Annotated in this window: 23 protein-coding genes; 9 read left to right on the top strand and 14 right to left on the bottom strand. The window is 45.6% G+C overall.

Annotated elements, in window-relative coordinates:
* Positions 1–2 precede the first annotated feature (2 nt).
* Both fghA and ACIGBN_RS00760 read right to left on the bottom strand, forming a co-directional pair.
* A complete protein-coding gene (gene fghA, locus ACIGBN_RS00765) occupies positions 3–833 on the bottom strand; it encodes an S-formylglutathione hydrolase (protein ID WP_133001934.1) in 831 nt (276 codons plus the stop codon).
* Positions 834–887: 54 nt separating this feature from the next.
* Positions 888–2,003 carry an S-(hydroxymethyl)glutathione dehydrogenase/class III alcohol dehydrogenase gene (locus ACIGBN_RS00760; protein WP_133001935.1) on the bottom strand — a complete coding sequence of 372 codons (1,116 nt, stop codon included), beginning with the start codon at positions 2,001–2,003 and terminating at the stop codon, positions 888–890.
* A 184-nt stretch (positions 2,004–2,187) separates the two neighbouring features.
* Between ACIGBN_RS00760 and ACIGBN_RS00755 the strand changes: the two genes are divergently transcribed.
* On the top strand, positions 2,188–3,072 hold the full coding sequence (locus ACIGBN_RS00755; protein ID WP_133001936.1) for a LysR family transcriptional regulator: 885 nt from the start codon (positions 2,188–2,190) through the stop codon (positions 3,070–3,072).
* 65 nt (positions 3,073–3,137) lie between these two features.
* Positions 3,138–3,404, top strand: a complete 267-nt coding sequence (locus ACIGBN_RS00750) for a DUF3820 family protein (protein WP_133001937.1) — start codon at positions 3,138–3,140, stop codon at positions 3,402–3,404.
* A gap of 15 nt (positions 3,405–3,419) precedes the next feature.
* On the opposite strand, the gene ACIGBN_RS00745 is transcribed toward ACIGBN_RS00750, so the two are convergent.
* The 6 genes from ACIGBN_RS00745 to ACIGBN_RS00720 form a co-directional block, all read right to left on the bottom strand.
* Positions 3,420–3,863 carry a GNAT family N-acetyltransferase gene (locus ACIGBN_RS00745; protein ID WP_133001938.1) on the bottom strand — a complete coding sequence of 148 codons (444 nt, stop codon included), beginning with the start codon at positions 3,861–3,863 and terminating at the stop codon, positions 3,420–3,422.
* Positions 3,864–4,192: 329 nt separating this feature from the next.
* Positions 4,193–5,569 carry a class II fumarate hydratase gene (locus ACIGBN_RS00740; RefSeq protein WP_133001939.1) on the bottom strand — a complete coding sequence of 459 codons (1,377 nt, stop codon included), beginning with the start codon at positions 5,567–5,569 and terminating at the stop codon, positions 4,193–4,195.
* Between the two features lie 3 nt (positions 5,570–5,572).
* Positions 5,573–5,941, bottom strand: a complete 369-nt coding sequence (locus ACIGBN_RS00735) for a hypothetical protein (RefSeq protein ID WP_133001940.1) — start codon at positions 5,939–5,941, stop codon at positions 5,573–5,575.
* A 177-nt stretch (positions 5,942–6,118) separates the two neighbouring features.
* Complete coding sequence (locus ACIGBN_RS00730; RefSeq protein WP_133001941.1) at positions 6,119–6,598, bottom strand: peptidylprolyl isomerase; 480 nt, start codon at positions 6,596–6,598, stop codon at positions 6,119–6,121.
* Between the two features lie 117 nt (positions 6,599–6,715).
* Positions 6,716–7,306 (bottom strand): DUF1439 domain-containing protein, encoded by a 591-nt coding sequence (locus ACIGBN_RS00725; RefSeq protein ID WP_133001942.1) that lies wholly within the window; start codon positions 7,304–7,306, stop codon positions 6,716–6,718.
* A gap of 29 nt (positions 7,307–7,335) precedes the next feature.
* Complete coding sequence (locus ACIGBN_RS00720) at positions 7,336–8,199, bottom strand: mechanosensitive ion channel family protein (RefSeq protein WP_133001943.1); 864 nt, start codon at positions 8,197–8,199, stop codon at positions 7,336–7,338.
* 129 nt (positions 8,200–8,328) lie between these two features.
* Here ACIGBN_RS00720 and ACIGBN_RS00715 point away from each other — a divergent pair, with 129 nt between their 5' ends.
* Positions 8,329–8,742 carry a YebG family protein gene (locus ACIGBN_RS00715; protein WP_396663097.1) on the top strand — a complete coding sequence of 138 codons (414 nt, stop codon included), beginning with the start codon at positions 8,329–8,331 and terminating at the stop codon, positions 8,740–8,742.
* A 104-nt stretch (positions 8,743–8,846) separates the two neighbouring features.
* Here the strand turns inward: ACIGBN_RS00715 and ACIGBN_RS00710 are convergent, their stop codons facing one another.
* Positions 8,847–9,911: a putative zinc-binding metallopeptidase gene (locus ACIGBN_RS00710; protein ID WP_396663095.1), complete on the bottom strand. Its 1,065-nt coding sequence runs from the start codon at positions 9,909–9,911 to the stop codon at positions 8,847–8,849.
* 426 nt (positions 9,912–10,337) lie between these two features.
* On the opposite strand from ACIGBN_RS00710, the gene ACIGBN_RS00705 reads away from it, so the two are divergent.
* Positions 10,338–12,203, top strand: a complete 1,866-nt coding sequence (locus tag ACIGBN_RS00705) for a cation:proton antiporter (protein WP_396663093.1) — start codon at positions 10,338–10,340, stop codon at positions 12,201–12,203.
* Between the two features lie 46 nt (positions 12,204–12,249).
* Here the strand turns inward: ACIGBN_RS00705 and ACIGBN_RS00700 are convergent, their stop codons facing one another.
* Together ACIGBN_RS00700 and ACIGBN_RS00695 are read right to left on the bottom strand one after the other, a co-directional pair.
* Positions 12,250–12,528, bottom strand: coding sequence for a YrhK family protein (locus tag ACIGBN_RS00700; RefSeq protein ID WP_207923319.1), 279 nt, complete (start codon positions 12,526–12,528; stop codon positions 12,250–12,252).
* An 80-nt stretch (positions 12,529–12,608) separates the two neighbouring features.
* Positions 12,609–14,321, bottom strand: a complete 1,713-nt coding sequence (locus ACIGBN_RS00695) for a thiamine pyrophosphate-dependent enzyme (RefSeq protein WP_133001948.1) — start codon at positions 14,319–14,321, stop codon at positions 12,609–12,611.
* A gap of 371 nt (positions 14,322–14,692) precedes the next feature.
* Between ACIGBN_RS00695 and ACIGBN_RS00690 the strand changes: the two genes are divergently transcribed.
* From ACIGBN_RS00690 to ACIGBN_RS00670, 5 genes are all read left to right on the top strand, one after another.
* Positions 14,693–15,898, top strand: coding sequence for a hypothetical protein (locus ACIGBN_RS00690; protein ID WP_396663090.1), 1,206 nt, complete (start codon positions 14,693–14,695; stop codon positions 15,896–15,898).
* 239 nt (positions 15,899–16,137) lie between these two features.
* A complete protein-coding gene (locus tag ACIGBN_RS00685) occupies positions 16,138–16,821 on the top strand; it encodes a thermostable hemolysin (RefSeq protein WP_396663088.1) in 684 nt (227 codons plus the stop codon).
* A 2-nt stretch (positions 16,822–16,823) separates the two neighbouring features.
* Positions 16,824–18,992, top strand: coding sequence for an AMP-binding protein (locus ACIGBN_RS00680; RefSeq protein ID WP_396663086.1), 2,169 nt, complete (start codon positions 16,824–16,826; stop codon positions 18,990–18,992).
* 8 nt (positions 18,993–19,000) lie between these two features.
* Positions 19,001–19,804 carry an SDR family oxidoreductase gene (locus ACIGBN_RS00675; protein WP_396663084.1) on the top strand — a complete coding sequence of 268 codons (804 nt, stop codon included), beginning with the start codon at positions 19,001–19,003 and terminating at the stop codon, positions 19,802–19,804.
* Positions 19,801–20,439 (top strand): hypothetical protein, encoded by a 639-nt coding sequence (locus tag ACIGBN_RS00670; protein ID WP_133001953.1) that lies wholly within the window; start codon positions 19,801–19,803, stop codon positions 20,437–20,439. Before ACIGBN_RS00675 ends, ACIGBN_RS00670 begins: the two co-directional genes overlap by 4 nt.
* A gap of 68 nt (positions 20,440–20,507) precedes the next feature.
* Here ACIGBN_RS00670 and ACIGBN_RS00665 read toward each other — a convergent pair whose 3' ends face one another.
* The 3 genes from ACIGBN_RS00665 to ACIGBN_RS00655 form a co-directional block, all read right to left on the bottom strand.
* Positions 20,508–21,716 (bottom strand): sugar transporter, encoded by a 1,209-nt coding sequence (locus tag ACIGBN_RS00665; RefSeq protein WP_396663082.1) that lies wholly within the window; start codon positions 21,714–21,716, stop codon positions 20,508–20,510.
* Between the two features lie 142 nt (positions 21,717–21,858).
* A complete protein-coding gene (locus tag ACIGBN_RS00660; protein WP_396663080.1) occupies positions 21,859–22,839 on the bottom strand; it encodes a bile acid:sodium symporter family protein in 981 nt (326 codons plus the stop codon).
* A 126-nt stretch (positions 22,840–22,965) separates the two neighbouring features.
* Complete coding sequence (locus tag ACIGBN_RS00655; protein ID WP_396663078.1) at positions 22,966–23,964, bottom strand: asparaginase; 999 nt, start codon at positions 23,962–23,964, stop codon at positions 22,966–22,968.
* Positions 23,965–23,998: the final 34 nt, after the last annotated feature.

Here is a 23,998-nt window from a genome sequence, read left to right as displayed (position 1 = left end):
GACTAGCTCAATGCTTTAGAGTGAAACTCTAGATGCTCATCAATGAAGCTGGCAATGAAGAAGTAGCTATGGTCGTAACCAGGCTGACGACGCAAGGTAATTGGGTGTCCTGCGCTTTCACATGCAACTTCGAGCGCCTCTGGTTTAAGCTGTTCCACCAAGAAATTATCCGCTTCGCCCTGATCGATAAACAGCGGTAAACGCTCTTCTGCTTTCTCGATTAGACAAGTGGCATCCCACTCTTTCCATGCTTTGCGATCTTCTCCCAAGTAACCAGCGAACGCTTTCTCGCCCCAAGGGCATTGAGTTGGGTTGGTAATGGGAGCAAAAGCAGAAACAGATTGGTATTTACCTGGGTTTTTAAGCGCACAAATCAAGGCGCCGTGCCCACCCATAGAGTGGCCAGAAATAGAACGTTGATCCGTCACAGGAAAGTGCGTTTCGACCAAATGAGGCAACTCTTGCACCACATAATCGTACATATGGTACGTATTGGAATAAGGTGCAACCTCGGCGTTTACATAAAAACCTGCGCCTGAGCCAAAGTCGTAACTTTCATGCTCTCCAGGATAGTCCGTTCCGCGCGGGCTGGTATCTGGACAAACAATGGCCAAACCTAGCTCTGCGGCTTTTCGGAACGCTCCCGCCTTCTGCATAAAGTTTTCATCCGTGCAGGTTAAACCTGACAACCAGTATAAAACAGGCACTTTTTGCGTCTCAGCTTGCGGCGGCAAATAGATTGCAAACGTCATTTCACCACGAACAGACAAACTTTCATGACGATAGCGTTTCAGCCAGCCACCAAAGCTTTTTGTATTGGATAATAATTCCATCGTTAGCTTCCTTTGAGTTTGCACGGCAAACACCGTGCAAACGAATCAAAAAACTTACTTATCAAAAAGGATAACAGTACGAATACTCTCGCCTGCATGCATTAGATCAAAGGCTTTATTGATGTCTTCAAGTGGCATTGTGTGCGTGACAAATGGGTCGATTTCGATCTTGCCATTCATGTAATCTTCTACGTAACCAGGTAATTGGCTGCGACCTTTTACACCACCAAAAGCAGACCCTTTCCAGACTCGACCTGTTACCAATTGGAATGGACGCGTTGAGATTTCTTGGCCTGCACCCGCCACACCAATGACAATGGATTCGCCCCATCCTTTATGGCAGCACTCAAGTGCTTGGCGCATTACTTGAACATTACCAATACATTCAAAAGAGTAATCTACACCGCCATCCGTCATTTCTACGATCACTTGCTGAATCGGATCAGAGAATTTTTTCGGGTTAATAAAGTCTGTAGCACCAAATTGCTCCGCCATCTCGAACTTAGACTCATTAAAATCGATCGCGATAATGCGAGAAGCACCGGCCATGCGCGCACCTTGGATAACCGACAGACCAATGCCGCCCAAACCAAAGACCGCGACTGTGGCACCTTTTTCTACTTTTGCCGTATTCAATACCGCGCCAATACCCGTGGTAATACCACAACCTAGCAAGCACACTTTTTCCAATGGCGCGTCTACGTGGATTTTCGCCAGAGAAATTTCAGGAACGACACTGTATTCAGAGAAAGTAGAGGTTCCCATGTAATGGAAAATTGGCTCACCATTAATGCTAAAACGACTAGTACCATCTGGCATTAAGCCCTTACCTTGTGTTTCGCGAACGGCGCTACAAAGGTTGGTTTTGCCAGACTTACAGAATTTACATTCGCCACACTCTGCTGTGTATAGTGGAATAACGTGATCGCCAGGTTTTAGCGTGGTCACGCCTTCACCTACCGCTTCTACTACACCTGCACCTTCATGGCCTAGGATGGCAGGAAACACACCCTCTGGGTCTTCACCAGACAGAGTGAAAGCGTCCGTATGACAAACACCCGTTGCCACCATACGCACAAGAACTTCACCCGCTTGTGGGTCTTGAACATCGACTTCTTCAATCTTAAGTGGTTGGCCTGGGCCCCAAGCAACAGCTGCTTTACATTTCATTGTCTTCTCCAATATGTGCTTTCAATAAGGTACGAATTACTTAACTGCTTGTAGTGTAGTCGCAAATGATTAGGACGATAATAGCTATTTCAGAAAAGGATTGTTGCTATACAGCAACAATCCTTGTCGATATTCCAAAATCTGCGCTAAAATACACGCCTCTTTACCAGCAGATGAACACACTATGAAGAATTGGGAAGCAATGGAAGCCTTTATCGAAGTCGTGAGGCAAGGCAGTTTTTCGGCCGCTGCTCTACAGCTGAAAGTCTCTGCTTCTCATATTAGTCGCCTCATCACTCAACTCGAAAGTGAGCTGGGAACAACCTTGCTGTTTCGCACCACAAGACGCATTCGTTTAAGTGAAGCGGGGGAATTGTATTATCACCATTGTCGTGGTCTACCCGAAGCACTGAGCAGTGCAGAGGAAGTCATCTCTAGCCTTAATAACGCGCTAGTAGGCCCTTTTAAAATAACCTGTGCAACGACATTTGGAGAGCGTTTTATTGCGCCTGTGATAAACGATTTTTTAATCGAACACCCAAAAATAGAGTTGGATTTTCACCTCAGTAATCGCCCTGTCGATCTTATCGAAGAAGGCTATGACCTTGCCATCCGTATGGGCTCATTAAAAGACTCTAGCCACCTGTCTCGCCGCTTATGCGACCGAGTAGAATATTTATGCGCCTCCCGCGACTACGTAGATCGCCACGGTATCCCTCATACGTTAGCTGAACTTAATAAGCACCACTGCCTCATCGGTTCAAAAACTCATTGGTTATTTCAACAAGATGGTCAGCGCAAAGAAGTGAAAGTATCGAGCCATTGGCGCAGTAACTCGGGGCCGGCATTGTTAGACGCGGTCAAAAAAGGCTTAGGCATTGCTCAACTCCCCGATTATTACGTTGCCGATGAACTGGCATCCGGTGAGCTCATTGCTCTATTGCCACAATACCAATACCCATACAGCGGTGTTTGGTTGGTGTATCCAAAAGTGCGGCAGCCGTCGCCTAAATTGCAAAAAGTGTGTGACTATTTGATTCAGCGCTTCAGTCAACAACCGCCTTTTTAGCGATTAGCGAGCACGCCCAAGCTATGATTAAATACGCTAAATTGTACTAATAAATGAGTCTCTTTATGTTTTCTCAACAAGACCTTGTTCAAGTCGCCCGCCAAACCATGCCGTTTGGAAAATACCAAGGTCGTATTTTGATCGACTTACCAGAAGCCTATTTATTGTGGTTCGCTCATGAAGGTTGGCCGAATGGCAACCTAGGGCAATGGCTACAGCTTGCCTTAGAAATCAAGATTAATGGCTTAGAAAAGTTGGTTGATCCATTACGCGAGCCCACTAGAAAACAGGCTAACGAGCCTAAAGTTCGAATTCGCTTTGATGAAAACTAGACATCAAACAGCGCCTTAACCAAGCGCTTTTCGATAATACAAAATACCAGCGCGGGCTTCTTCAAGGGTAAACCCCGCTCGCTCTGCGACTTTTTGTGAAGCTATGTTGGTCGCTTTTATCTGGGCTAAAAGCGTCCCATCCAATTCAAGAATAAAACAATCCAACATTTTCTGGGCAACCCCCTTGCCTCGTGCTTTAGGGGAAACCGTCCACGATAAAAGCCACCCTTCAGGGTCTAAATCGGCTCTTATTGTACCGACCGCGCGATGGTTTAATTCTGCAATTTGTAAACGCCTTTGATCATTATGGATAGTATTTCGCAGCCACTTTAAATGATCTGCTACTTCCACTCGACCAGCAGACAGGGATGCCTTACGCGTTGCTAGATCATTGCGCCATTCTAATAAACAATCTGCATCAGCCATGGTCGCGGGCCGAAGGAACAACTCCGAATTCATAGTTTTCTCCAAATAAACAACGGCTTCTATCGAGCAGACCAATCACTGGCTTAAGATCTTGTTCAGATCAAGAAACTCAAGATAATCATCTTCTTGTTTAATAGGCAAGTATTCCTAGTAGTGAGTCAAACAAAGACGTTAGGAGAATAAGATATGGGCACTTATACACAGTAGCTAGAAGCGATGGCATTGGGCAAAGACAGGTTGAACAGATGAGCAAAATAGTCACGCGATAATCACTGGCTGACAAAAAAAACCAGCGTAGTGAGGCGTTCCTCACACGCTGGTTTTTTTCTCTTCTGATTCAGGGAAAAGAAATCAGAAAAACACTACAAACCACCATGAGTTAATTTTGCTGGATCCAATAATGATAAAAGCTCATCGCGGTTTAAATCCGTTTCTTCTTCTGCTACATCAACCACAGGTCGGCCTTCTTTATAGGCTTTTTTGGCGATTTCTGCGGCTTTTGAATAGCCAATAATCGGGTTCAATGCGGTGACCAAAATCGGGTTACGATGCAAGGCTTCATTGAGTTTGTCTTCATTAACCGTCAAGGTCGCGATGGCGCTGTCCGCTAATAAGCGACCGCTGTTGGCTAGCAATTTAATGCTGCTTAATAGATTTTTTGCAATCATCGGCAGCATGACATTAAGCTCAAAGTTGCCCGCCTGCCCACCAATGGTAATGGCAGCATCGTTACCAATAACTTGCGCAGAAACCATGGCAACCGCTTCCGGAATCACTGGGTTAACTTTACCTGGCATAATGGATGAGCCAGGTTGCAGCGCTTCTAGCGTAATTTCACCTAATCCTGCCAATGGTCCTGAATTCATCCAACGTAAATCATTCGCGATTTTCATATAGCTAACCGCCACCGCTTTTAGCTGCCCTGATAGTGCGACGGCAGTATCTTGAGAGCCAATTAATGCAAAGAAATTGTCGCCAGGAGTAAAAGTAACATTGGTTAAATCAGACAATTCTTTCGCAAATAAGGCGGCGAATTCAGGGTGCGCATTGATGCCAGTGCCTACCGCCGTACCGCCTTGTGCTAAGCGAGTAATCTTGGTTTCTAAATATTTTAAATTATCGAGATTATCTTTAAGTTGAGCCGCCCAAGCATGGAAGGTTTGATCGAAACGCACCGGCATGGCATCCATCAAATGGGTTCGCCCTGTCTTGGTATACCCTTTTAAGGCATTGCCTTTTTCTTTAATCGTCGATTTTAAGTGCGCAATGGCAGGAATGAGATGCCCAGTCAGCTCCAAACTCGCACTTACATGGATCGCACTTGGAATAACGTCATTGCTACTTTGACCAAAGTTCACATGATCATTGGGGCTGATTTTTGTCTCACTGTAGCGATTCGCTATGGTAGCAATCACTTCATTGGCATTCATATTAGAGCTAGTGCCAGACCCTGTTTGGTAGACGTCCACAGGGAAATGCGTCATTAAATCAGGGTCATTTAGCAACTCTTCACAAGCATTTTGAATGGCGTTTGACTGAGCCGGTGTGATGCATTCTAAGGTTTGATTGGCGCGAGCCGCAGCGGATTTAATTAAGATAAGAGAGCGAATAAACGCCTCTGGCAATGCTTCACCACTGACAGGGAAATTATTGATTGCACGCTGTGTCTGTGCGCCGTATAGGGCCTTTTCAGGGACATTTAATTCGCCCATGCTGTCTTTTTCAATTCGCATTTTCATGATCTAACGACTTCCTTCTTGTTCCAACGAGCACAAAAAATAATGACTCAACGTTCGTAAGTCATGTTCCATTTTGAAATACGCTTTGGCGTCTTGATAAGTCACAATCAGTCGTTTTAGATTCGCTAATGGCCGATAGACCATATCTAAGCAGACTTGTCGCCAATTCAGTGCAATGTGTGAATCGCACACAGTATCCAATAAAACATTGAAAACACGCTGATGCAAGATCACGGCATCATTAATATTTAGCCGCTCAGCGTATTCTTCACTCGTATTGAGATAATGGTAGAGTACTTCTGGTGAATCCGCACACTGACCGCCTTGAATGGCTTGCTCTATTACCGAGAAGGGAACTAGATAATGGCTCATGATGTCGTCCTGCCTATTGAAATGATAACTATTATCAATAATGAGACGACATTCTTTTCCTGTCAAGTTATTGATAACGATTCCCATTAAAAACAACTCGATTGATGACCTAGCTCATGAGCCACAAAAAAGCCCCTATTGCCAAAGGCAACAGGGGCTTTATCAGACGAATAATGCTTAGTGGTGGTGACCGCCTACGCCGTGAGCATGGCCATGGGCAATCTCATCGTCTGTCGCATCACGTACGTCTACGATTTCAATGTTAAACGTCAGGTCTTTACCAGATAGAGGGTGGTTCAAGTCCACAAGAGCGCGCTTTAAACCCGCTTTAATAATGCTGACTTGGCGCATACCTTGATCTGTTTGAACCATAGCAATCATGCCTGGTTTCCAACGTTTTCCACCTTGAAGGTGTTTCACAGGCACTTCTTGAGTACGGTCTTCATGACGATCGCCGTACGCTTCTGCGCTTGGTACTGTCACTTCAAATTCAGCACCGACTTCTTTTCCTTCCATGGCCTTTTCAAGACCAGGAATCACATTGCCGTGGCCGTGTAGGTAAGAAATAGGGTCTTTACCCGCGGAAGTTTCGATCAACTCTTCACCATGGCGAAGCGTGTAGTTAAATTGAACGACTTGGTTGTCAGCAATGGACATGATATTTCCTCTGTTATTTCAACTCAGCAAGGTCGTTAAGTGTTGACTTAGCGACTTGGCTCAGCGGTTTAGTTAAGCGGCGCAACCGCGCATTTTGCGCGATATTATAGAGAGTCCCTAGAAAATGGCGAACTCTATCGCATCTTCTTTGATTGAGATGTCTTTAATCATCGACGCTGTCGCTTTTTCTGTTGTCGAATGATCTAGCACATAAACAGGGTGCGAATCGAAGTAGTTTGCTAAGGCTTTCTCGAAATCGTCATGCAAAGACCCCAATGTCGAACGCAGCATTTTGTCACTAAAGCTAGAGCCCTCAACGTCTATTTTAGTGATTTTGGGCGCCACTAAATAAACACGGTTTTCTTCTAATCGCACACCTGACTCGAACGATGGGTTCACTTGTGTACTAAATGAAAAAGACTGTCCAAATGCGCTTAAGGTGCCCTGTAAATCTGTATTAAGGTCCACCAAAGCCAAACCACCATCACGATCGGTTAAATCAATATGGGCTGTTTTTACCAATAAATTCATATCCAAGGTGTTACCACCTTCTAGCGTTAATTGAATATGATTTTGTTTACTTTGTTCTAACTGCTTCGCGACCGCTTGATTTAACTCAGCTTCACTTATGCTTAGACCGTCACAGCCTGTCAGCATCAAAGTGGTTACGAGTAAAACCACGCATGCGATCATTCGACGAATTGCCATCTGTTTCTCCTAAAAAGCCACTTTGTTCACTATCTAGCCCTTTTTTCAAACCAAAAGTTCATAAAGTCTTCCGTTACTTTTTGTTCAATCACCATGGCTTCTTCCGTCGGACAAAATAATGAAACGGTGAAAATATTATAGCCTTCAGGGGAGGTCGTGATTCGCACTTTAGGCTCAGGCCCTGAGATTTTAATGTCTAAGCGCTTCTCAATCAGGCTATTGTAACGAATCGCAACCTCATGAAAGTGCTCGCTGTATTCCCGTATCTTATCCAGTATTTTGCCTTTAATTTCAAACAAATTGACGTCATCAGTCAGTCTAGAAATCGAAAAGGTATGGGTCACATAGCGACGCATGTAGTTCAGGTTTTGCACCGTATGCGTCAGCAATACACTGTTGGGGATCACAGTTGTTCGTCCTGTATAACCGTAACTGCCACCTTTCAAATCCACTTCAAAAAGCGTCGTTGAAAGCCAATCGCTGTCTGTGACCTCGCCTTCATAATTGGCAATTCTTACCCAATCGCCCACTTGATAAGGTCGAGTACTGGCGCGATAAAAGGCCCCGACTATGCAAGAAATAAACTCTTTCGTCGCCAATACCAAGGCCACCATAAAGGCAGCAATGGAGATCGCAATATTTTGTAATTCAGAAGACCAAATTAAAATAAAACCCACCACCAACAGTAGGTTGAAAATATTGTCTAATGAATTGATTCTTTGACGTTTTTTGTCATGTTCTAAGGTCGGATGCAGCCGAATAGCGCGCTTAGTAAAGCGACGGATAATATAGGAGAGCAATAGCCAAACAACGGTCAAAAATATTTCGAGGTGGTCTTTCACAACCGAAAAGTCAAAATCGGAAAAAGAGAGCTGAGAAAAATCGAATGACATAACAATTAGGTTCCTTCATTAAGGGCACTACTTTATCAATCATTGTATTAATCACCAACTAAAAGCACTAGACAGAACGAAAAACATTCCTGTATATTTATACAGTATAATTTTTCACGAGGGTGGATCATGCCTGTAGTTATTAAATACGTTGTAGAACGTGATGGAATTGAGAAAATGACATTTACTTCCAAAGCTGAAGCCGATGCCTATGACAAGTTACTCGACACAGCAGACGCACTTTATGAAGTGTTAGAAAGTAGTGATTTAGCAGGAGACCATCAGCAAAAAGAAGCCTTGTCGATGTATCTTGCTGAAAACAAGGACACGCTGCTAGAGGCCTTAGGTGCAAAGCGTAAGACCACACCAAAGATAAAATCCAAAGCCAAAGAAACACAACCGAAAGAGCAAAACAAAAACGACACTTTGCCGTTAGAAGATCTTGTCATAGAACCAGATGAAGACGCTATTTACGATGCAGAGGAAATCTCCACCTCATTCGATGAAGATAGCAACGATTACCCTGAAAGCGACGCGGCTTAATCCCACAGCGAGCCTTTAGCAAAAACGCCCTCTCCTTGATGGCGTTTTTGTCTTTTCTAACTGAGATTTTTGGCTCTAACGATGACTCATGAAGGCTAAGCCCCTCATAACATCGGCTGTAATAATTGATGAATGAAATTCAATTTTTTACGCACAGCGGGGACAATAACAAACGGGTATAAATCCGGCTGCCCCATGCTTCGATTGAGGTTATTCACAGCAAACGTAAGCGGTAAATACTGAGCCAGAATGTCATCAAAGTTTGAGTGTTGATACGGGTCAATCGTCACATTCACACAAAGTGACTGATATTGAGCATTAGGCGGCTGAAGGCTCATCCCGAACTGACTCGCGGTTTCTAACGTGTCGAGGATATGCAGATAATGCGCCCAAGTTTCGGCCCAATCTTCCCAAGGGTGAGAGGATGCATAAACACTGACAAACTGCTCACGCCAATTCTCGACTGGCGTCTCATAATGGCGCTGCAAAGCATCTTTATAGCTTTCCCGTTCATCGCCAAACAATTCGCGATAAAGCGCTAACGTACTTTCGTCTGTCGCCACCAATTGATCCCAATAATAATGCCCAACCTCATGGCGAAAATGGCCAATTAGCGTACGGTAAGACTCATTCATGTCTTCTCGCATTTGCTCACGATCAGCACTGTTCGCTTCTGCGGCATTAATAGTGACTTGCCCAAGCGCATGACCGGTACTGGATTGCGCATTGTCCGGCACCACATTTTCTTCTGAGATGAAGTCGAATGATAAACCGTCTTCAGGGTCTTCTTTTTTGCTGATCAAGGGCAACTCTAATTGCAGCAATGAATAGACTAATCGATGTTTAGCAAACTCTAGCTGCTGCCAAGCTTGGCGTTGCTCAATGGCTTCTAGATTGGGTATGTGTCGGTTCAAATCACAGGCCATGCAAAAAGTATGGTCGCTCTCCACCAGCCAATTACACACCCCATGTTGATGATTATCACAATAATGCCATACGGGTGCCGGCACAGATGTGTCCGCTAAAGCAAGATAGCCTGAATCATGTGGCTTAAGTGCACTTAATACCATTTGGTCCGGCAAAAAACCTAAGGCAGATCCACAATTTTCACACAAGGTATTTTCAAATAACAAGACTTGTGAACACTGTTGGCAACTGAATATTTTCATCTTCGTTTGAGCTCTGAGTAATGAATAAAATAGGCGTAGCTGAATGCTTATAGAATGAAGAGCGCGATGCGTTAACAGCAAGAACACACTCTCAAAAAGAGGCACTTATGAACATGCGATGTCCTTTCTTTATAATCCCTTTATCCATAGAAAGCGAGAGAATATGAACACAAGCCGCATTATCAACTCAAAGAAAAAACCATTTACTTGAGTGTCTAAAAGCAACTTTCATGCGACATAAGATGATCAAAATAGGCTCTATTTATGATCGTTTGCAACACACCAAACCCAGCACACAGCTAAGGATGAAAGATGTCGTAAAATAAACACACCAATGAAATAAAATAGCCTATTTGTAAGAAGATTAAAGTTCATAAACCTTTTATTATAAGTCTTTAATTCGCTGCCTACTGGAAATTGCCTTTCATGATTGACGCTTTACTACTGACGTTCATTTTTCTTGTTGCTGGAGTCATTTCTGTCCCCATCGCTTCTCGATTAGGACTCGGCTCAGTTCTCGGTTACTTATTAGCCGGCATAATCATCAGCCCCATTCTTTCCATTCTGAATGTGGACCTAGTCTCAGTACAAAATTTTGGCGAGCTAGGGGTCGTTTTGATGCTGTTTCTAGTGGGTCTAGAGCTAGAGCCGAAGAAGCTGTGGGCAATGAAAACCCGCTTACTTGGGTTAGGTGGCGGACAAGTCGCGTTAACGGCATTGTTTATCATGGGCGCCTCCATGATGCTCGACCAGTCGTGGCGAATCAGTCTTGCGGTCGGCCTTATTTTGGCGCTCTCTTCAACCGCTATCGTGCTGCAAACCTTAGGGGAAAAAGGCTTAATGCGCTCAGACGGTGGGCAAGCGTCTTTTTCGGTTTTGCTCGCTCAAGACATCATAGTGATCCCTATGCTGGCGTTTATTCCTTTACTCGCCACGCCTGAATTACTCAGCGCCTTAAATCATGCGGCCGAGCAAGCCTCAGCCCATGGCAGCAGCTGGAATTTATTGGAAGGGCTGGCCACCTGGCAGATTACCCTAGTCACAATCGGTGCCATTATTACCGTGATACTGGGCGGTAGTTACTTATCCAGCCCGATATTTCGGTTTATCGCGTCCGCACAACTGCGCGAGCTCTTTACCGCGACGGCTTTGATGTTTGTTATTGGCACTACCTTATTGATGTCAGTGGTTGGCTTGTCTCCTGCTCTTGGGACTTTTCTCGCGGGGGTTGTTTTGGCTAACTCGCCCTACCGACACGAACTAGAAAGCGACATTGCCCCGTTTAAAGGGTTGTTACTTGGGCTGTTCTTTATGACAGTGGGCGCAGGGATCAACTTCAGTCTATTAGCCGATCATTTGATCAGCATCATCAGTCTTACTCTGGGCGTGATTGTGCTAAAAATGGTCGCATTGTTGATGCTGGGCAGTTTGTTCAAAATTCGCGGAGCAGACAAATGGCTGTTCGCGCTAGGACTGGCACAAGCAGGGGAGTTTGGCTTTGTATTGCTGTCGTTTACCGAATCGAATGGCGTGATCCCCAAAGCACTGGCCGATCAACTCTTACTGGTGGTGGCGCTCTCTATGCTACTCACCCCTATTCTATTTATTCTCTACGATCGTTATTTAGCGCCACATTATCTAAAGGACAAAGATGATCAGCCTCAAGGGGTTGGCATGCCAGGAGATAAGAAAATCATTATTGCCGGCTCAGGCCGAATGGGCAGCTTGATCGATCGAATGATGAGTCTTGCTGGGTACGACACCACAGTGATCGACTACAGCACCAAGCAATTAAGAACACTGCAGCGCTTTGGTGTGAATAACTATTTTGGCGATGTGACGCGCCCTGAACTGTTGCACGCCGCCGGCATTGAAGACGCGCAACTGTTAATTGTCGCCATTGATGATCCAGAACAGATCTCTAAGCTGATTAAATACGTGATGGAGCACTACCCTCATTTGCACGTTATTTCACGGGCATACGACCGTCATCATGTTTACGATTTATGGTCTTACGGTTGTCGCGACATCATTCGTGAAGTACACGACAGTAGTTTGCGCATGGGGCGTTCGGCATTTGAAGCACTTGGAATCCCGCAAGAAAACGCCGAGAAGATGGTCGACCTATACCGACAACACGACCAAGACGCTATGGTCGCCGTTGCGGATGCTCACAAAATTGGTGTACCGGCGCACGAAAACAGCCATTACATTGCAAAAGTAAAAGCCTTTCTAGAAGCGTCTGACCCAGAAATAAAGACACAGATGCAAGCATACCGCGACACCAAATAAGCCCTGAAATGACGTATCCTCAGTCTACTAACAGACTGAGGGTTCATCACTCAATCTGCTTGTTACAAGTGGATTTATAAACACGCTTCACGTGCACCAAGCTGATCAATTTAATAATAGGTTTGATCAGCAATTGGCCGCTGCCCAAAATAAACAGCCAGGTTCCATCCACCACCAAGGCCTCTGTTAAAAAAAAGAAACTACCGATCAAAAACCACACAGCAATCAAAAGGTCATTCACGGCACCAAGGGCTTCATAACGTCGTTGAATCACAATATGGTCTTGGTCTAAATCGAACTCAAATACTTGTTTATTGCTTGGCACTTTTTGTCCTATCCTTTTGGGCTGAACAAGGACATCAGAGTGATATAAAAGCATCTAATGTCCTTATTTTTCATCATTCTCTAACGTAGAAAGTTATCTCGAAGCAAGGATACCACTTCATCACTACGACCGTTAAGCACCGCTTTTAGTCCAAACATGGCGGTGGAAGCCACTTGATTGGCCTCAATTTTTGGCGGCATAACCAGCTCCATACGACTGACTTTAACGTCTAAAATGGCGGGCTTATCCGATGCTAACCACTGCGCCATCGCCCCTTCTAACTGATCAAGACTGTCTACCCGCCAACCGTCTAGTCCTAACGAGCGTGCAACATTTGAAAAATCTGGGTTCTGTAACCCCGTAAACGAATCCAATAACCCTTCTACCCTTTGCTCCATTTCAACAAAGCCCAAAGATTCGTTGTTAAAGATAATCAGCTTCACCGGGATGTTTTCCTGCACTAGGGTCAATAAATCCCCCATCAGCATACTCATACCACCGTCACCACACATGGCAATGACTTGTCGATCTGGATAGGCTTTAGCAATCCCTAGCGCTTGTGGATAAGCATTCGCCATGGTGCCATGCAATAAACTGGTTAAAAAACTGCGTTTTCCGGTGGCGGTCAAATGACGTAATAACCAGACCATAGGAGAGCCGCCATCGGCGGTAAATGCCGCGTCGTCATCGGCGAGCTTATCCAACATGTGCGCCACGGTTTGTGGGTGCAATAAATCGTTGCCTGATTTGGCTTCAGAAACATAATCAGCTTTGTCTTTTTTCCATTGCTGTAGAGCTTTGTCTAAATGCTCTTGGTCTAATCTAGCACTCAGTTTCGGCAATAATGCCTTGATGGTATCCCCTACATCACCGACTAAACCTAGGTCAATTGGACTGCGCTTACCCAGATGGCTGGCGTCTCGGTCTAACTGTACTATTTTGGCTTTCTCAGGGTAAAACTGGGTATAAGCAAAATCACTCCCCAGACAAAGTAATAAATCACAATCGGCCACCGCCTCCATACCTGCACGGTTGCCTAACACCCCAGTCATACCGACTTGATTAGGGTTATTCGGTTCAATAAATTCTTTGGAGCGTGAGCTATGAACAATGGGCGCCCTTAACAACTCAGATAATGACACCAACGCCTCTTTTGCCTCACGAGCACCAATCCCTGCGTACAAGGTAATACGCTTTGCCTTGTTTATCATGTCGGCTAACTGGTCAATTTCTGCTTCATTAGGTCGTATCTCTGGTTTGGCTAAATGCACCTTCCAAGGTGCATCATCATGCACAGTCTCTTGAAACATATCACCGTTAACCACAATCACCGCAACGCCATTTTTAGCTAAGGCTGTTTGAGCCGCCTGCACGGTAATTCTTCGCGCTTGATCAGGGTGAGAGATGCGTTCGCAAAATACTGAACACTGCTCATAAAGTGATTTTTGATCAACTTCTTGGGGGAAGTTTAGCCCTTCTTCACGACGATCCACATTAGACGCAATCAACACCATAGGCGCACCGTTGCGATGGCTTTCAAAAATGCCATTAATAAAATGCAAGCTGCCAGGGCCACAGGTTCCGGCACACAAAGAAAGCTCGCCGGTCATGTAGGATTCGCCACCAGCAGCAAAGGCTCCCACTTCTTCATGACGCACATGAACCCAATCAATATCTGAGCCACGGATGGAATCGGTGAGGTGATTGATGGTGTCGCCCACTATGCCGTAACAACGTTTGGCACCGGCTTCGGTCAATGCTTCTACCATGATTTTCGATACTGTTTTGCTCATTTCTAACTCCCTAAGGTGATGAAAAGTGATTACAAGCATGCGTGATATCGCTCACTTAATCAGCAAAACAGCTGGGGTTCCTTGCTATCTGCAAACAACTTACACACTAAATAAAGAATCAAACCCATAGGTTTTAGAAGAGAAAATACAAATAGCAAATCATCTCAACAACAGGAGTACCCCCTCAAAAGCCTATAAAAACAATAACCAGATCAATCATATATTCTGTAAAGGAAGAAGGTATTGGAGTACCATAAATTAATAAATAGCGCTTTATTGGTAGCCTCTTGTTATAACCACAATCCTTTTTACAGCAAATAATCTAACTCTCTGTGCTATGGGGCGGAATATCTACACAGGAATCACCACGGATGTTGAACTTTTTTATTGTGGCTATCGCCACCTGCGTTTTTCTTTACCTCGCTTTTTCTACAAGACTTGCCCGCTCTGAGGGCTGGAAAGCAACCGTCACACCGCTGGCTTCCATCATGGGCAGTGGGTTTCTCGTTGTCGCTCCCTTATTGGCGGACTCCGTGGGGTATTTCGCGGTGCTCTGTATGGGGGGTTTATTGCTTCTCGCTTACGCTGTCGGCGGCGCTATTCGCTTCAACATTCGCCATTTTGAGCCCATTGAACATCAAAGAGGCCCAGCTCAAACGGTGTCGTTCGTGTCACGCATTGTTTTAGCTGGCGCCTATTTCATTTCTGTTACTTATTATCTGCAACTCTTATCGGCTTTTTTGCTCAACGCCTTTGGTTACAGCAGCGAGCTTTGGTCAAACATTATTACGTCACTTATTTTACTCTTTATTGGAGGCGTGGGTATGTGGCGCGGGCTGAGCCAATTAGAGAAAATAGAGAGTTACGCCGTCAGCCTTAATCTCGGTATGATCGCAGGCCTACTCTTCGCTTTAGCGCTCTATAATATTCGCTTAGTGTCAACAGGAAGTTGGCACTTACCCACTCTAGATTCCACCATAGACCTGCACGATTTACGTGTACTACTAGGGTTACTCATTGTTGTGCAGGGCTTTGAAACATCGCGTTATCTACAAAGTGAGCACCCAGCCGAATTACGCATAAGCACCATGCGTCTTGCTCAATGGATATCGGCGGGGATTTATATTGTTTTCTTAAGCCTGATGACGGTGCTATTCCAGCATGGCATGGGCGCAGATGTCACCGCGATCACGAGCATGGTTGCACCGGTGGCAATACTACTGCCAATACTCATTTCAGTAGCCGCTATTGGCAGTCAATTTTCGGCGTCTGTTGCGGACACCTCAGGGGCTGGCGGTTTAGTTGAAGACATTGTTCAGCAAAAAATCCCTATTCGTTATGCCTATCTTCTGGTCCTTGCTGTGACGCTTTTTCTGACTTGGATGACGGATGTAAACGCCATCATTGCGTACGCTTCACGTGCCTTTGCTTTATTCTATACATTGCAATCTGCAACCGCGGCCATTGTTGCTTACCAAACCAAAACACTAGAAAAACGCACACAAAAAGTACGCTTATTTAGCTTAATTTCACTGCTGTGTTTATTGGTTTTCTTATTTGGCCTGCCATCAGAATAATTTTATATATCAATATTTTATAAACTTTTCTTAGCACTATCGAGAGCAGCATAACCTCTGTTGAACAACAGAGGTTATGCTGCTCTCACTACACAATTAGCGCCTTTTTACGCTCAGATTAAAAGATTATTCATATAAGGTGGATTATTTGGTCAAGCGTTATAACGCCGCTCATAATTAATTTTTTTTTCACTTACACTCACTTAATTTGCTTATATCCAGCAAGAAAGTGAGCGCGTATGCAGCTATCAAATGCACAAAATATTGCCCCCAAGCAATATACGATTGCGATTCCAACATTGCCCTATGAATTTGTAGCCGCCAACGCTTCAGGAGCAACCAGAACCCAATTGGAAAGCTTTATAAAAGAAGGCTTTCATAAAAAATACCAGGCGGATGTCAACACCTTCATGCCGTTGCTACTTGGCATACAAGCTCGCGGACTAAAAGCGGTGGTAGGGATAAGGCGTGGCAATGAGCCATTATTCACCGAACAATATTTACCTGCCTCCATTACCGAAATACTGCAAGAACATGGCATCTGGACAGATCGCCATAACGTAGCTGAGCTGGGCAATCTGTACAGCCAGAACCAACGCTTCACCCTACCTCTATTGATGACAGTCGTAATGAGCCTGTACTTATCCGACGTCGATTACTTGGTATTTTCAGGAACAAAAACAGTTTGCCAACTGCTCGAAAAGCTCAAATTACCAATGACCTTTTTAGCCGACGCGAACCCTAAACGCTTAGTCAATGCAGAAAAGCAATGGGGGAGCTATTACCAAAACAGCCCTAAAGTCATGCTCCTCGACGTCAAAAAATCAGTCTCGATCGCACTGATGCAACCTGAACTAGAAGCCTTACTTGAGCTAGTCAAAATGCATCTTCAACCCCTATTACTGCAAATGGAGGAACTCTAATTATGTGGTACTTTTCCTCACCGGAATGGGCGAACAAGATCGCCCTGCAAACGTCCCATCAAACACTGACGTACCAGGCTCTCGCTGAAGCAGTAACCGCTCGCCAAAATTGGCTCAAGGCACAGCAAGTAACGCGCGTCGCTATCGCCATGGACAACAGCATAGAATGGGTCTTATTTGACCTAGCGTGTCAGCAGGCGAATATCTGCTGCGTGCCGGTACCAGGCTTCTTCAGTGACACCCAAACCACGCATCTGGTTACACAAAGTGGCATTGAATTATTGCTCACTGAGAGCAATAACAACAGCGAACAGAAGGACACAAGAGCGTCGCCATTCGCAGGTATTAATGCCGTGCGCTTTCCTGTCACACAAACACCGCAGATACCAGAAGGCACTCATAAAATCACCTTCACCTCAGGCACCACAGGAAACCCTAAAGGTGTTTGTTTAAGCGCAGAGTCGCAACGAAACGTTGCCCGCTCTCTGGTCGATGCCGTAGACATAAAACACGTCCGCCATCTTAGCCTCTTACCGTTAGCGACCTTATTAGAAAACATCGCTGGGGTTTACGCTCCCTTAATGGTTGGGGGCACCATTCTATTGGCCAGCCAAACCGAACGCGGATTTAGTGGCAGTCGCTTAACGGACCCAAAGCGCCTACTCATGCTGATTAATGAACAGCAACCTAACAGTCTAATACTGGTTCCTGAACTATTATCTCTGTTTGTCGGCGCCTGCGCCCAAGGTTGGCAACCACCGCAATCCCTCCAATTTATTGCCGTTGGCGGCGGTAAAGTGGCAGCAGGGTTGCTGCAAAAAGCCCGCGCTTTAGGCTTACCGGTTTATCAAGGCTATGGCTTATCGGAGTGCGCTTCTGTGGTGGCGCTCAACACCAAAAAATCAGAACAGATTAGCGCCGCTGGCAAGACACTCCCGCACAACCAAGTACACATTGAAGACGATGAACTGGTGATCAAGGGAAACCTCTTTTTAGGCTACCTTAACCAACCCGAAAGCTTCTATCCAAGCGCTGTCTATACGGGGGATTTAGTCACTCTAGAAAACGGTTTTTTAACCATAGAGGGTCGCCGTAAAAACGTATTAATCAATTCCTTTGGTAGAAATATTTCACCGGAATGGGTCGAAGCCGAATTGATGGCCAGCGGTCATTTTCGCGAGGTGCTGGTTGCTGGGGATGCGCAACCGCATTGCGTGGCATTGCTCACCCCACTGCAAAAAAACGCCAGCCAACAACAGATTGCCGCCGTGGTTGACCAAGTCAATATTAGGCTACCCGATTACGCTCAAATAGGTGGCTGGATCACACTAGAACAACCATTAGTCAGCGTTCCTGGCCTTGTCACAGCCACCGGAAAGCCCGTTCGAGAACGCATTTTTAACCACTTTAAGGCATCGCTCGAAAATCTTTATTCCCTTGAAAATAAAGAAAACTTTCGAGTTTTACTAGAGCAGCAAAGACAAGAGAGAAACAAACCAATGTCACTTTATCAACGTTTGCAAAACGAAACCCAAGCCGAGCGCCAATACTTAGTCACCTCTGCGATTATTCAACGCTGCTTCCACGGCAAAATAACATTGGATAATTACTTAGATTTTCTAAGCCAAGCCTACCACCACGTTAAGCATACCGTGCCATTATTAATGGCCACAGGCAGCCGACTACCGGATGAAAAAGAATGGTTGCGCGAGGCCATAGGCGAATACATTGAAGAAGAAATGGGCCATCAGGAATGGATACTCAATGACATAGCCGCGGCTGGCGGTGATAAAGACGCCGTGCGCCACAGCAAACCAGGAGCGGCCGCAGAGCTAATGGTCGCTTATGCTTACGATGCCATTCAGCGTAAAAACCCTCTGCGCTTTTTTGGCATGGTGTTTGTCTTAGAAGGAACCAGTATTGCGCTGGCGGACAATGCTGCACAGCAAATCCAAGACAAACTTAAGCTGCCAAAAGAAGCCTTTAGTTACTTGAGTTCACACGGGGCTTTAGACCAAGAGCACATCGTTTTCTTTGAAAACCTCATGAATAAAATCACCGCTAAAGAAGAGCAAGACCAAATCATTCACAGCGCCAAAATGTTCTTCAAATTGTACGCGAATATCTTTCGTGAAATTGATAATGAAACAGCATCAGAACAAGCCGCTTAGGAGGTTTTATGAACTGGCAACAACAAACCTGCCTATTAACGGGCGCGACGGGAGGCATCGGCCAAGCGATCGCCCATGCCTTAGCCTCTAAAGGCGTTACTCTGATCCTGCAAGGTCGTAATGAAGAACGCTTATTAGCGTTAGCGGCGTTATTGCCCGGCGATCATCAAATACTTGTCGCTGATTTAGCTACAGCAAGCGGATTAACGGCCATCTCAGAAGCGATGACGGTTACCCCTGAGTTTTCTATGTTGATTAATAATGCCGGTATCGGGCAATTTTCAGCCTTGCAATACACTTCCGCAGAAGAAGCCAATGAGGTTATCAACACCAATTTAACCGCGCCTATTTTGCTGACTCAACGCCTGCTGCCCTTACTAAACAAAGACACTGAGTCACATATTATCAATGTTGGCTCTGTCCTCGGTGGCATTGGCTTCGCAGGGCAATCTCTTTATTGCGCCAGTAAATTTGGCTTACGAGGCTTTAGCGAAGCGCTTTATAGAGAGCTGGCTGACACCAACATTCGTGTCTCTTACTTTGCCCCAAGAGCCACTGCCACATCGATTAACAGCCAACAGGCGATGGCGATGAATGCCCAGCTGGGCACCGCCGTCGATACCGCTGATAAGGTAGCGAAAGCGCTTATCGACCAGTTAGAACAAGGGAAGAGCCGTCGCGTTGTCGGCTTTCCTGAGAAGTTGTTCGTTAAAATCAATGGTGCCTTTCCATCGATTGTCGATAAAGCATTATTGAAAAAGCTCCCAGTTATTAAACGTTTTATTTTTCAAAACACAAAGGAGGCCTTATGAAAGCCCTACTACTAGCATTGGCAATAACAACAAGCTTTATCTCTCAAGCGTGGGCACAAGACACGACAAGTTTATTGGATATTCAACATCAATGGGCTCACATCAATTACCAAATGACGGACAGTGACAAGCAGGTCGATGCCTTTAACGCCTTAGCGCAAAACGTAGAGAGCATGATCAAGGCCGCCCCAAATAATCCAGACAACATGATCTGGCTTGGCATCATTCAAGCAAGCACAGCAGGCGCCAAAGGTGGCATAGGCGCTTTATCCTACGCAAAAAGCGCCAAAGCCAATCTTGAGAAAGCCATTGCCATCAACCCCAATGCATTATCGGGCAGTGCCTTAACCAGCCTCGGTGTGCTTTATCACAAAGTACCGGGGTGGCCGATTGGCTTTGGAAGCGATAAAAAAGCCAAGAAGTTACTAAAACAAGGGGTCGAAGCCAACCCACAAGGGCTGGATGGCAACTATTTCTACGCTGACTTTTTGTACGACGATGGCGATTATAAAGCAGCAAAACAATATCTAGAAAGTGCTGAAAAAGCCGCACCAAGACCCACTCGTCCAGTGGCAGACACTGGCCGTCACAAAGAAATTCAAGCCTTAATGGTGAAGATCAATAAAAAACTTTAAAACGGCAAATTCTCATCGCTAACCTCGGTTAGTAATGGCCATCAACAGAACCTCAAAGGTAGGACAACCTACTGTTTGAGGTTCTTCTCTGCCTGGGTAAGCGATGCAATGTGACGTAAAATATAGACGATCACAATAAAAGCAGCCGCACCGAAAAAGGCACCAGCAGCACCAACGCTTTGAATGTTAACCAGCTGAATGACTTGATTACCGATTAACGCACCTGCTCCAATACCTAGATTAATAATCCCTGAAAACAATGACATAATAATGTCGGAAGCATTCGCATCGACATTAAAAACACGCACTTGAGCTGATAACGTGACCGTCATCAGTGCCGCCCCCCAAAAGAGAATCACCAACACCATAAAAGTACTATCGTGAGCGGCCGAATACAGAAGAGCGGTCGACGCTGTCACAATCAAGGTACTCGCCACAATCAACTGAGCATTGGCTCGTTCGCCAAAGTAGCCGAATATCACACTGCCTAAAATGCCAGCACCACCAAACAACAACAGAATCAGTGTGGTAAAACCAGCACTGTTGTCTCCAACATTGGCTAAGAAAGGTTCAATATAGCTGTACGCCGTGTAATGGGCGGTAAACACCAGAAAAATGAAGAAGTACAAGAAAATCAAAACAGGGTTCTTCATCAGCTCAGAAACCTTGCTCAAGGTGCCCGAAAACAGACTAGGTAAGCTAGGCAGCAAGCGCATGAGCGCAATGGTAATGCCCAAAGACGCGACACCAATCACGGCAAATGTCGTTCGCCAACCTAATGACTCGCCAATCAAACGCCCTAATGGTACGCCTAACACCATAGCCAAGCCTGTTCCCGTCGCTAAGATACTTAACGCCAGATTCTTTTTCCCCCACGGCGCGACACGAATCGCAATCGACGCGGTGATAGACCAAAACACAGCATGGGCAAGCGCAATCCCAATACGGCTCACCAGTAACACCTCAAAACTCCAAGCCACTACGGATAAGGCGTGACTTATCACAAACAGCGCGAAGCTACACAACAATAAGGTTTTGCGGTTCATCTTGCCTGTCAATAGCATTAAAGGCAGCGACATTAAGGCCACAATCCAGGCATACACGGTGAGCATCCAGCCAGCATGGGCCGGCGAGATATGAAAGTCGTTGGCAATCGAAGACAACAACCCCACCGGCACAAACTCAGTGGTATTCACAATAAAAGCGGCAATCCCCATCAGAATAACGCGAAGGTATTGAGTCCGGGTTGAGGTGTTATCAAGCGTAGAAGAGTCCAAGTTCATTTTGACCTGCAAAATAGTAGAAGGAAATTTACTGTCCGTTGTTACACAAAAACAGAAGTATGAAATACGTTTGTTTCAGCCAATAGAAATACACGCACCTTGCTAGGCAAAGCGCTCTGACTTAGAAGTGTTTTTATTAGGAGGCGTTGTTATTTTTTGCTGCCAGCTTATTAGCCAACACTGCACAAATGAATATTTGTAACGGATGATAAATCATAATGGGCAATAACAACATCCCTAGCATAGGGCTAGCGCCAAAGATTACTTTTGCCATAGGCACACCAGCTGCCAGTGTTTTTTTAGTACCACAAAACAGTGCCGCGGCTTGATCCTCTGGGGAAAAGCCCAACCCCTTCGAGAGGCTCATCAACAACACAATCATCAGCAACAAAATCACCGTACACAAGGCGATAACAGTGAATAACGTCATAACATCAAAGTCGTGCCAAACACCCCGCACCACAGAGTCACAAAAGGCGTTATAGACAATCAGCAGAATGACCAGTTTATCCAGTTTGCTAGTGACGCTTTTATATTGGCGTAACCACTCCCCAATAAAAGGTCTTATCACCTGCCCTATCACCATCGGCAGCAGTAACAAGGCGGCAATATGCCCCACTGTATCGCCAAGATCGACATGCCCGCCGCTCATTCCCATAAAAAGTTGAACGAATAACGGCGTCAGAAATATCCCTAACACACTGGACAGTGAAGCATTAAAAATCGCACCGGGGACATTCCCCCCCGCAATGGCGGTCATGGCCACTGACGAAGAAATTGTGCTCGGTAGAATCAATAAAAAACAAAAACCGAACGCCAGCGCTTGTGGTAAAAATTGCTCAAACCACTGACCAAGCAGTATCCAGATAAGCGGGTACACTGCAAAGGTCGCAAGCTGAATAAACACATGCAAACGCCAACTGCCTAAGCCTTTGCGGACTTCTCGTGGAGAAAGGTTGACTCCATGCAGGAAGAACACCAGAGCAATGCCCCATTGCGTTACTTGATCCAATCGCAAGAGCCCATGGCTGGCACCCGCATTAGGCAATATAACCGACAGCCCAATAGCGGCCAACATCCCCACTAGAAACCATTCTTTTTTAAGCAAGCTGAACAAGCTGATCCCTTCCTACCTATCTATGACGCATTAATATTAAGGTGCGTATTGTCCACCGTTGACACCAAAACAAAAGCCCATAATAGGGATCTATCTGTGATTCTCTGTGCCTAGGTTCGTGATGTTTTACAGTGCGCAAGTAATCGCGCCTGTGATGCGTTTTTCCCAGTTTTTCAGTGTCACTGAACGGTAATTATTCATTTTCTCGTCAGACACAAAATTTGTAATACCGACATGGTCTAATAAAGCGGTCATCGCAGACTCTGCCGCACGAATAGCGCCATCGTCACATTTTAAAGCAATGCCAAGTTTCAATTCAGGAATCGCCGCCACATACACGCCTTCTGCGCCTAGTTTCAAAAATACCCGCTGTTGCAGAAGCGTCATCATATCGGTGCAATAACGCTCTGTGCCCGCCACCATAAAGGGATGTTTAACGACGGCATCGTATAAACTTTTACAGGCAAGTTGGCGCTCTGGTGCCAGCCCCTGAGGACAAGAAAATTTGGCAAATGCCAACGCAAGATTGGTCAGCGGCATCGCCCAAGTAGGCGCTGAGCAGCCATCTGGCGACCAAGGTGCGGTGCTGTAATCGTACTCACACATCTGAGCCATGGTAGAGGCGATTTTTTGTTGAACAGGATGATCAACCTCGATATAACCACGAGGCGACGAGCCTAACAGTTTGGCTAAACCAAGCATTCCGGCGTGTTTACCTGAGCAGTTATTGTGTAATTGAGTTGGCGTTTTTCCTTCACCCGCCAGTTGATAACTGGTTGCGGCGCGCATAGGCCAATGGCAACCACATTCAAAGTCGGTTTCAGACAGTGCCAATTTATCCAACATGCTCTGCACGGTTGCCACGTGTTTCGGCTCACCGCTATGAGACGCACAACAAATCGCGATCTCCTCGTCATCAAAAGCAAATTGTTTAGCGCCCCCCATTTCAATAAAAGCCAAGGCTTGCATGGCTTTAATGGCGCTACGCGGATAAACCAATGAGTTCACGTCCCCCCACGATTCCACTACTTCGCCAGTGCTTGAAACAATAACCGCCTTAATACTGTGTTCGCTTTCAACAATACCGCCACGGGTGACTTGAACGGAAAGAGAATCGTGCTGCATGCTAAACTCCTTGTCTGAAAATAACGTGGCCAAC

The organism is Marinomonas sp. NPDC078689, from assembly GCF_044542435.1.
Taxonomy (GTDB): domain Bacteria; phylum Pseudomonadota; class Gammaproteobacteria; order Pseudomonadales; family Marinomonadaceae; genus Marinomonas; species Marinomonas arenicola.
The sequence above is the reverse complement of the archived record's forward strand: the minus strand, read 5'-3'. Positions and strand labels throughout refer to the sequence as shown.

What these genes read in the sequence shown, in the direction of transcription:
- fghA (WP_133001934.1), bottom strand. Translation starts at nt 833, where the DNA reads ATGGAATTATTATCCAATACAAAAAGCTTTGGTGGCTGGCTGAAACGC.
- ACIGBN_RS00760 (WP_133001935.1), bottom strand. Translation starts at nt 2,003, where the DNA reads ATGAAATGTAAAGCAGCTGTTGCTTGGGGCCCAGGCCAACCACTTAAG.
- ACIGBN_RS00755 (WP_133001936.1), top strand. Translation starts at nt 2,188, where the DNA reads ATGAAGAATTGGGAAGCAATGGAAGCCTTTATCGAAGTCGTGAGGCAA.
- ACIGBN_RS00750 (WP_133001937.1), top strand. Translation starts at nt 3,138, where the DNA reads ATGTTTTCTCAACAAGACCTTGTTCAAGTCGCCCGCCAAACCATGCCG.
- ACIGBN_RS00745 (WP_133001938.1), bottom strand. Translation starts at nt 3,863, where the DNA reads ATGAATTCGGAGTTGTTCCTTCGGCCCGCGACCATGGCTGATGCAGAT.
- ACIGBN_RS00740 (WP_133001939.1), bottom strand. Translation starts at nt 5,569, where the DNA reads ATGAAAATGCGAATTGAAAAAGACAGCATGGGCGAATTAAATGTCCCT.
- ACIGBN_RS00735 (WP_133001940.1), bottom strand. Translation starts at nt 5,941, where the DNA reads ATGAGCCATTATCTAGTTCCCTTCTCGGTAATAGAGCAAGCCATTCAA.
- ACIGBN_RS00730 (WP_133001941.1), bottom strand. Translation starts at nt 6,598, where the DNA reads ATGTCCATTGCTGACAACCAAGTCGTTCAATTTAACTACACGCTTCGC.
- ACIGBN_RS00725 (WP_133001942.1), bottom strand. Translation starts at nt 7,306, where the DNA reads ATGGCAATTCGTCGAATGATCGCATGCGTGGTTTTACTCGTAACCACT.
- ACIGBN_RS00720 (WP_133001943.1), bottom strand. Translation starts at nt 8,199, where the DNA reads ATGTCATTCGATTTTTCTCAGCTCTCTTTTTCCGATTTTGACTTTTCG.
- ACIGBN_RS00715 (WP_396663097.1), top strand. Translation starts at nt 8,329, where the DNA reads ATGCCTGTAGTTATTAAATACGTTGTAGAACGTGATGGAATTGAGAAA.
- ACIGBN_RS00710 (WP_396663095.1), bottom strand. Translation starts at nt 9,911, where the DNA reads ATGAAAATATTCAGTTGCCAACAGTGTTCACAAGTCTTGTTATTTGAA.
- ACIGBN_RS00705 (WP_396663093.1), top strand. Translation starts at nt 10,338, where the DNA reads ATGATTGACGCTTTACTACTGACGTTCATTTTTCTTGTTGCTGGAGTC.
- ACIGBN_RS00695 (WP_133001948.1), bottom strand. Translation starts at nt 14,321, where the DNA reads ATGAGCAAAACAGTATCGAAAATCATGGTAGAAGCATTGACCGAAGCC.
- ACIGBN_RS00690 (WP_396663090.1), top strand. Translation starts at nt 14,693, where the DNA reads ATGTTGAACTTTTTTATTGTGGCTATCGCCACCTGCGTTTTTCTTTAC.
- ACIGBN_RS00685 (WP_396663088.1), top strand. Translation starts at nt 16,138, where the DNA reads ATGCAGCTATCAAATGCACAAAATATTGCCCCCAAGCAATATACGATT.
- ACIGBN_RS00680 (WP_396663086.1), top strand. Translation starts at nt 16,824, where the DNA reads ATGTGGTACTTTTCCTCACCGGAATGGGCGAACAAGATCGCCCTGCAA.
- ACIGBN_RS00675 (WP_396663084.1), top strand. Translation starts at nt 19,001, where the DNA reads ATGAACTGGCAACAACAAACCTGCCTATTAACGGGCGCGACGGGAGGC.
- ACIGBN_RS00670 (WP_133001953.1), top strand. Translation starts at nt 19,801, where the DNA reads ATGAAAGCCCTACTACTAGCATTGGCAATAACAACAAGCTTTATCTCT.
- ACIGBN_RS00655 (WP_396663078.1), bottom strand. Translation starts at nt 23,964, where the DNA reads ATGCAGCACGATTCTCTTTCCGTTCAAGTCACCCGTGGCGGTATTGTT.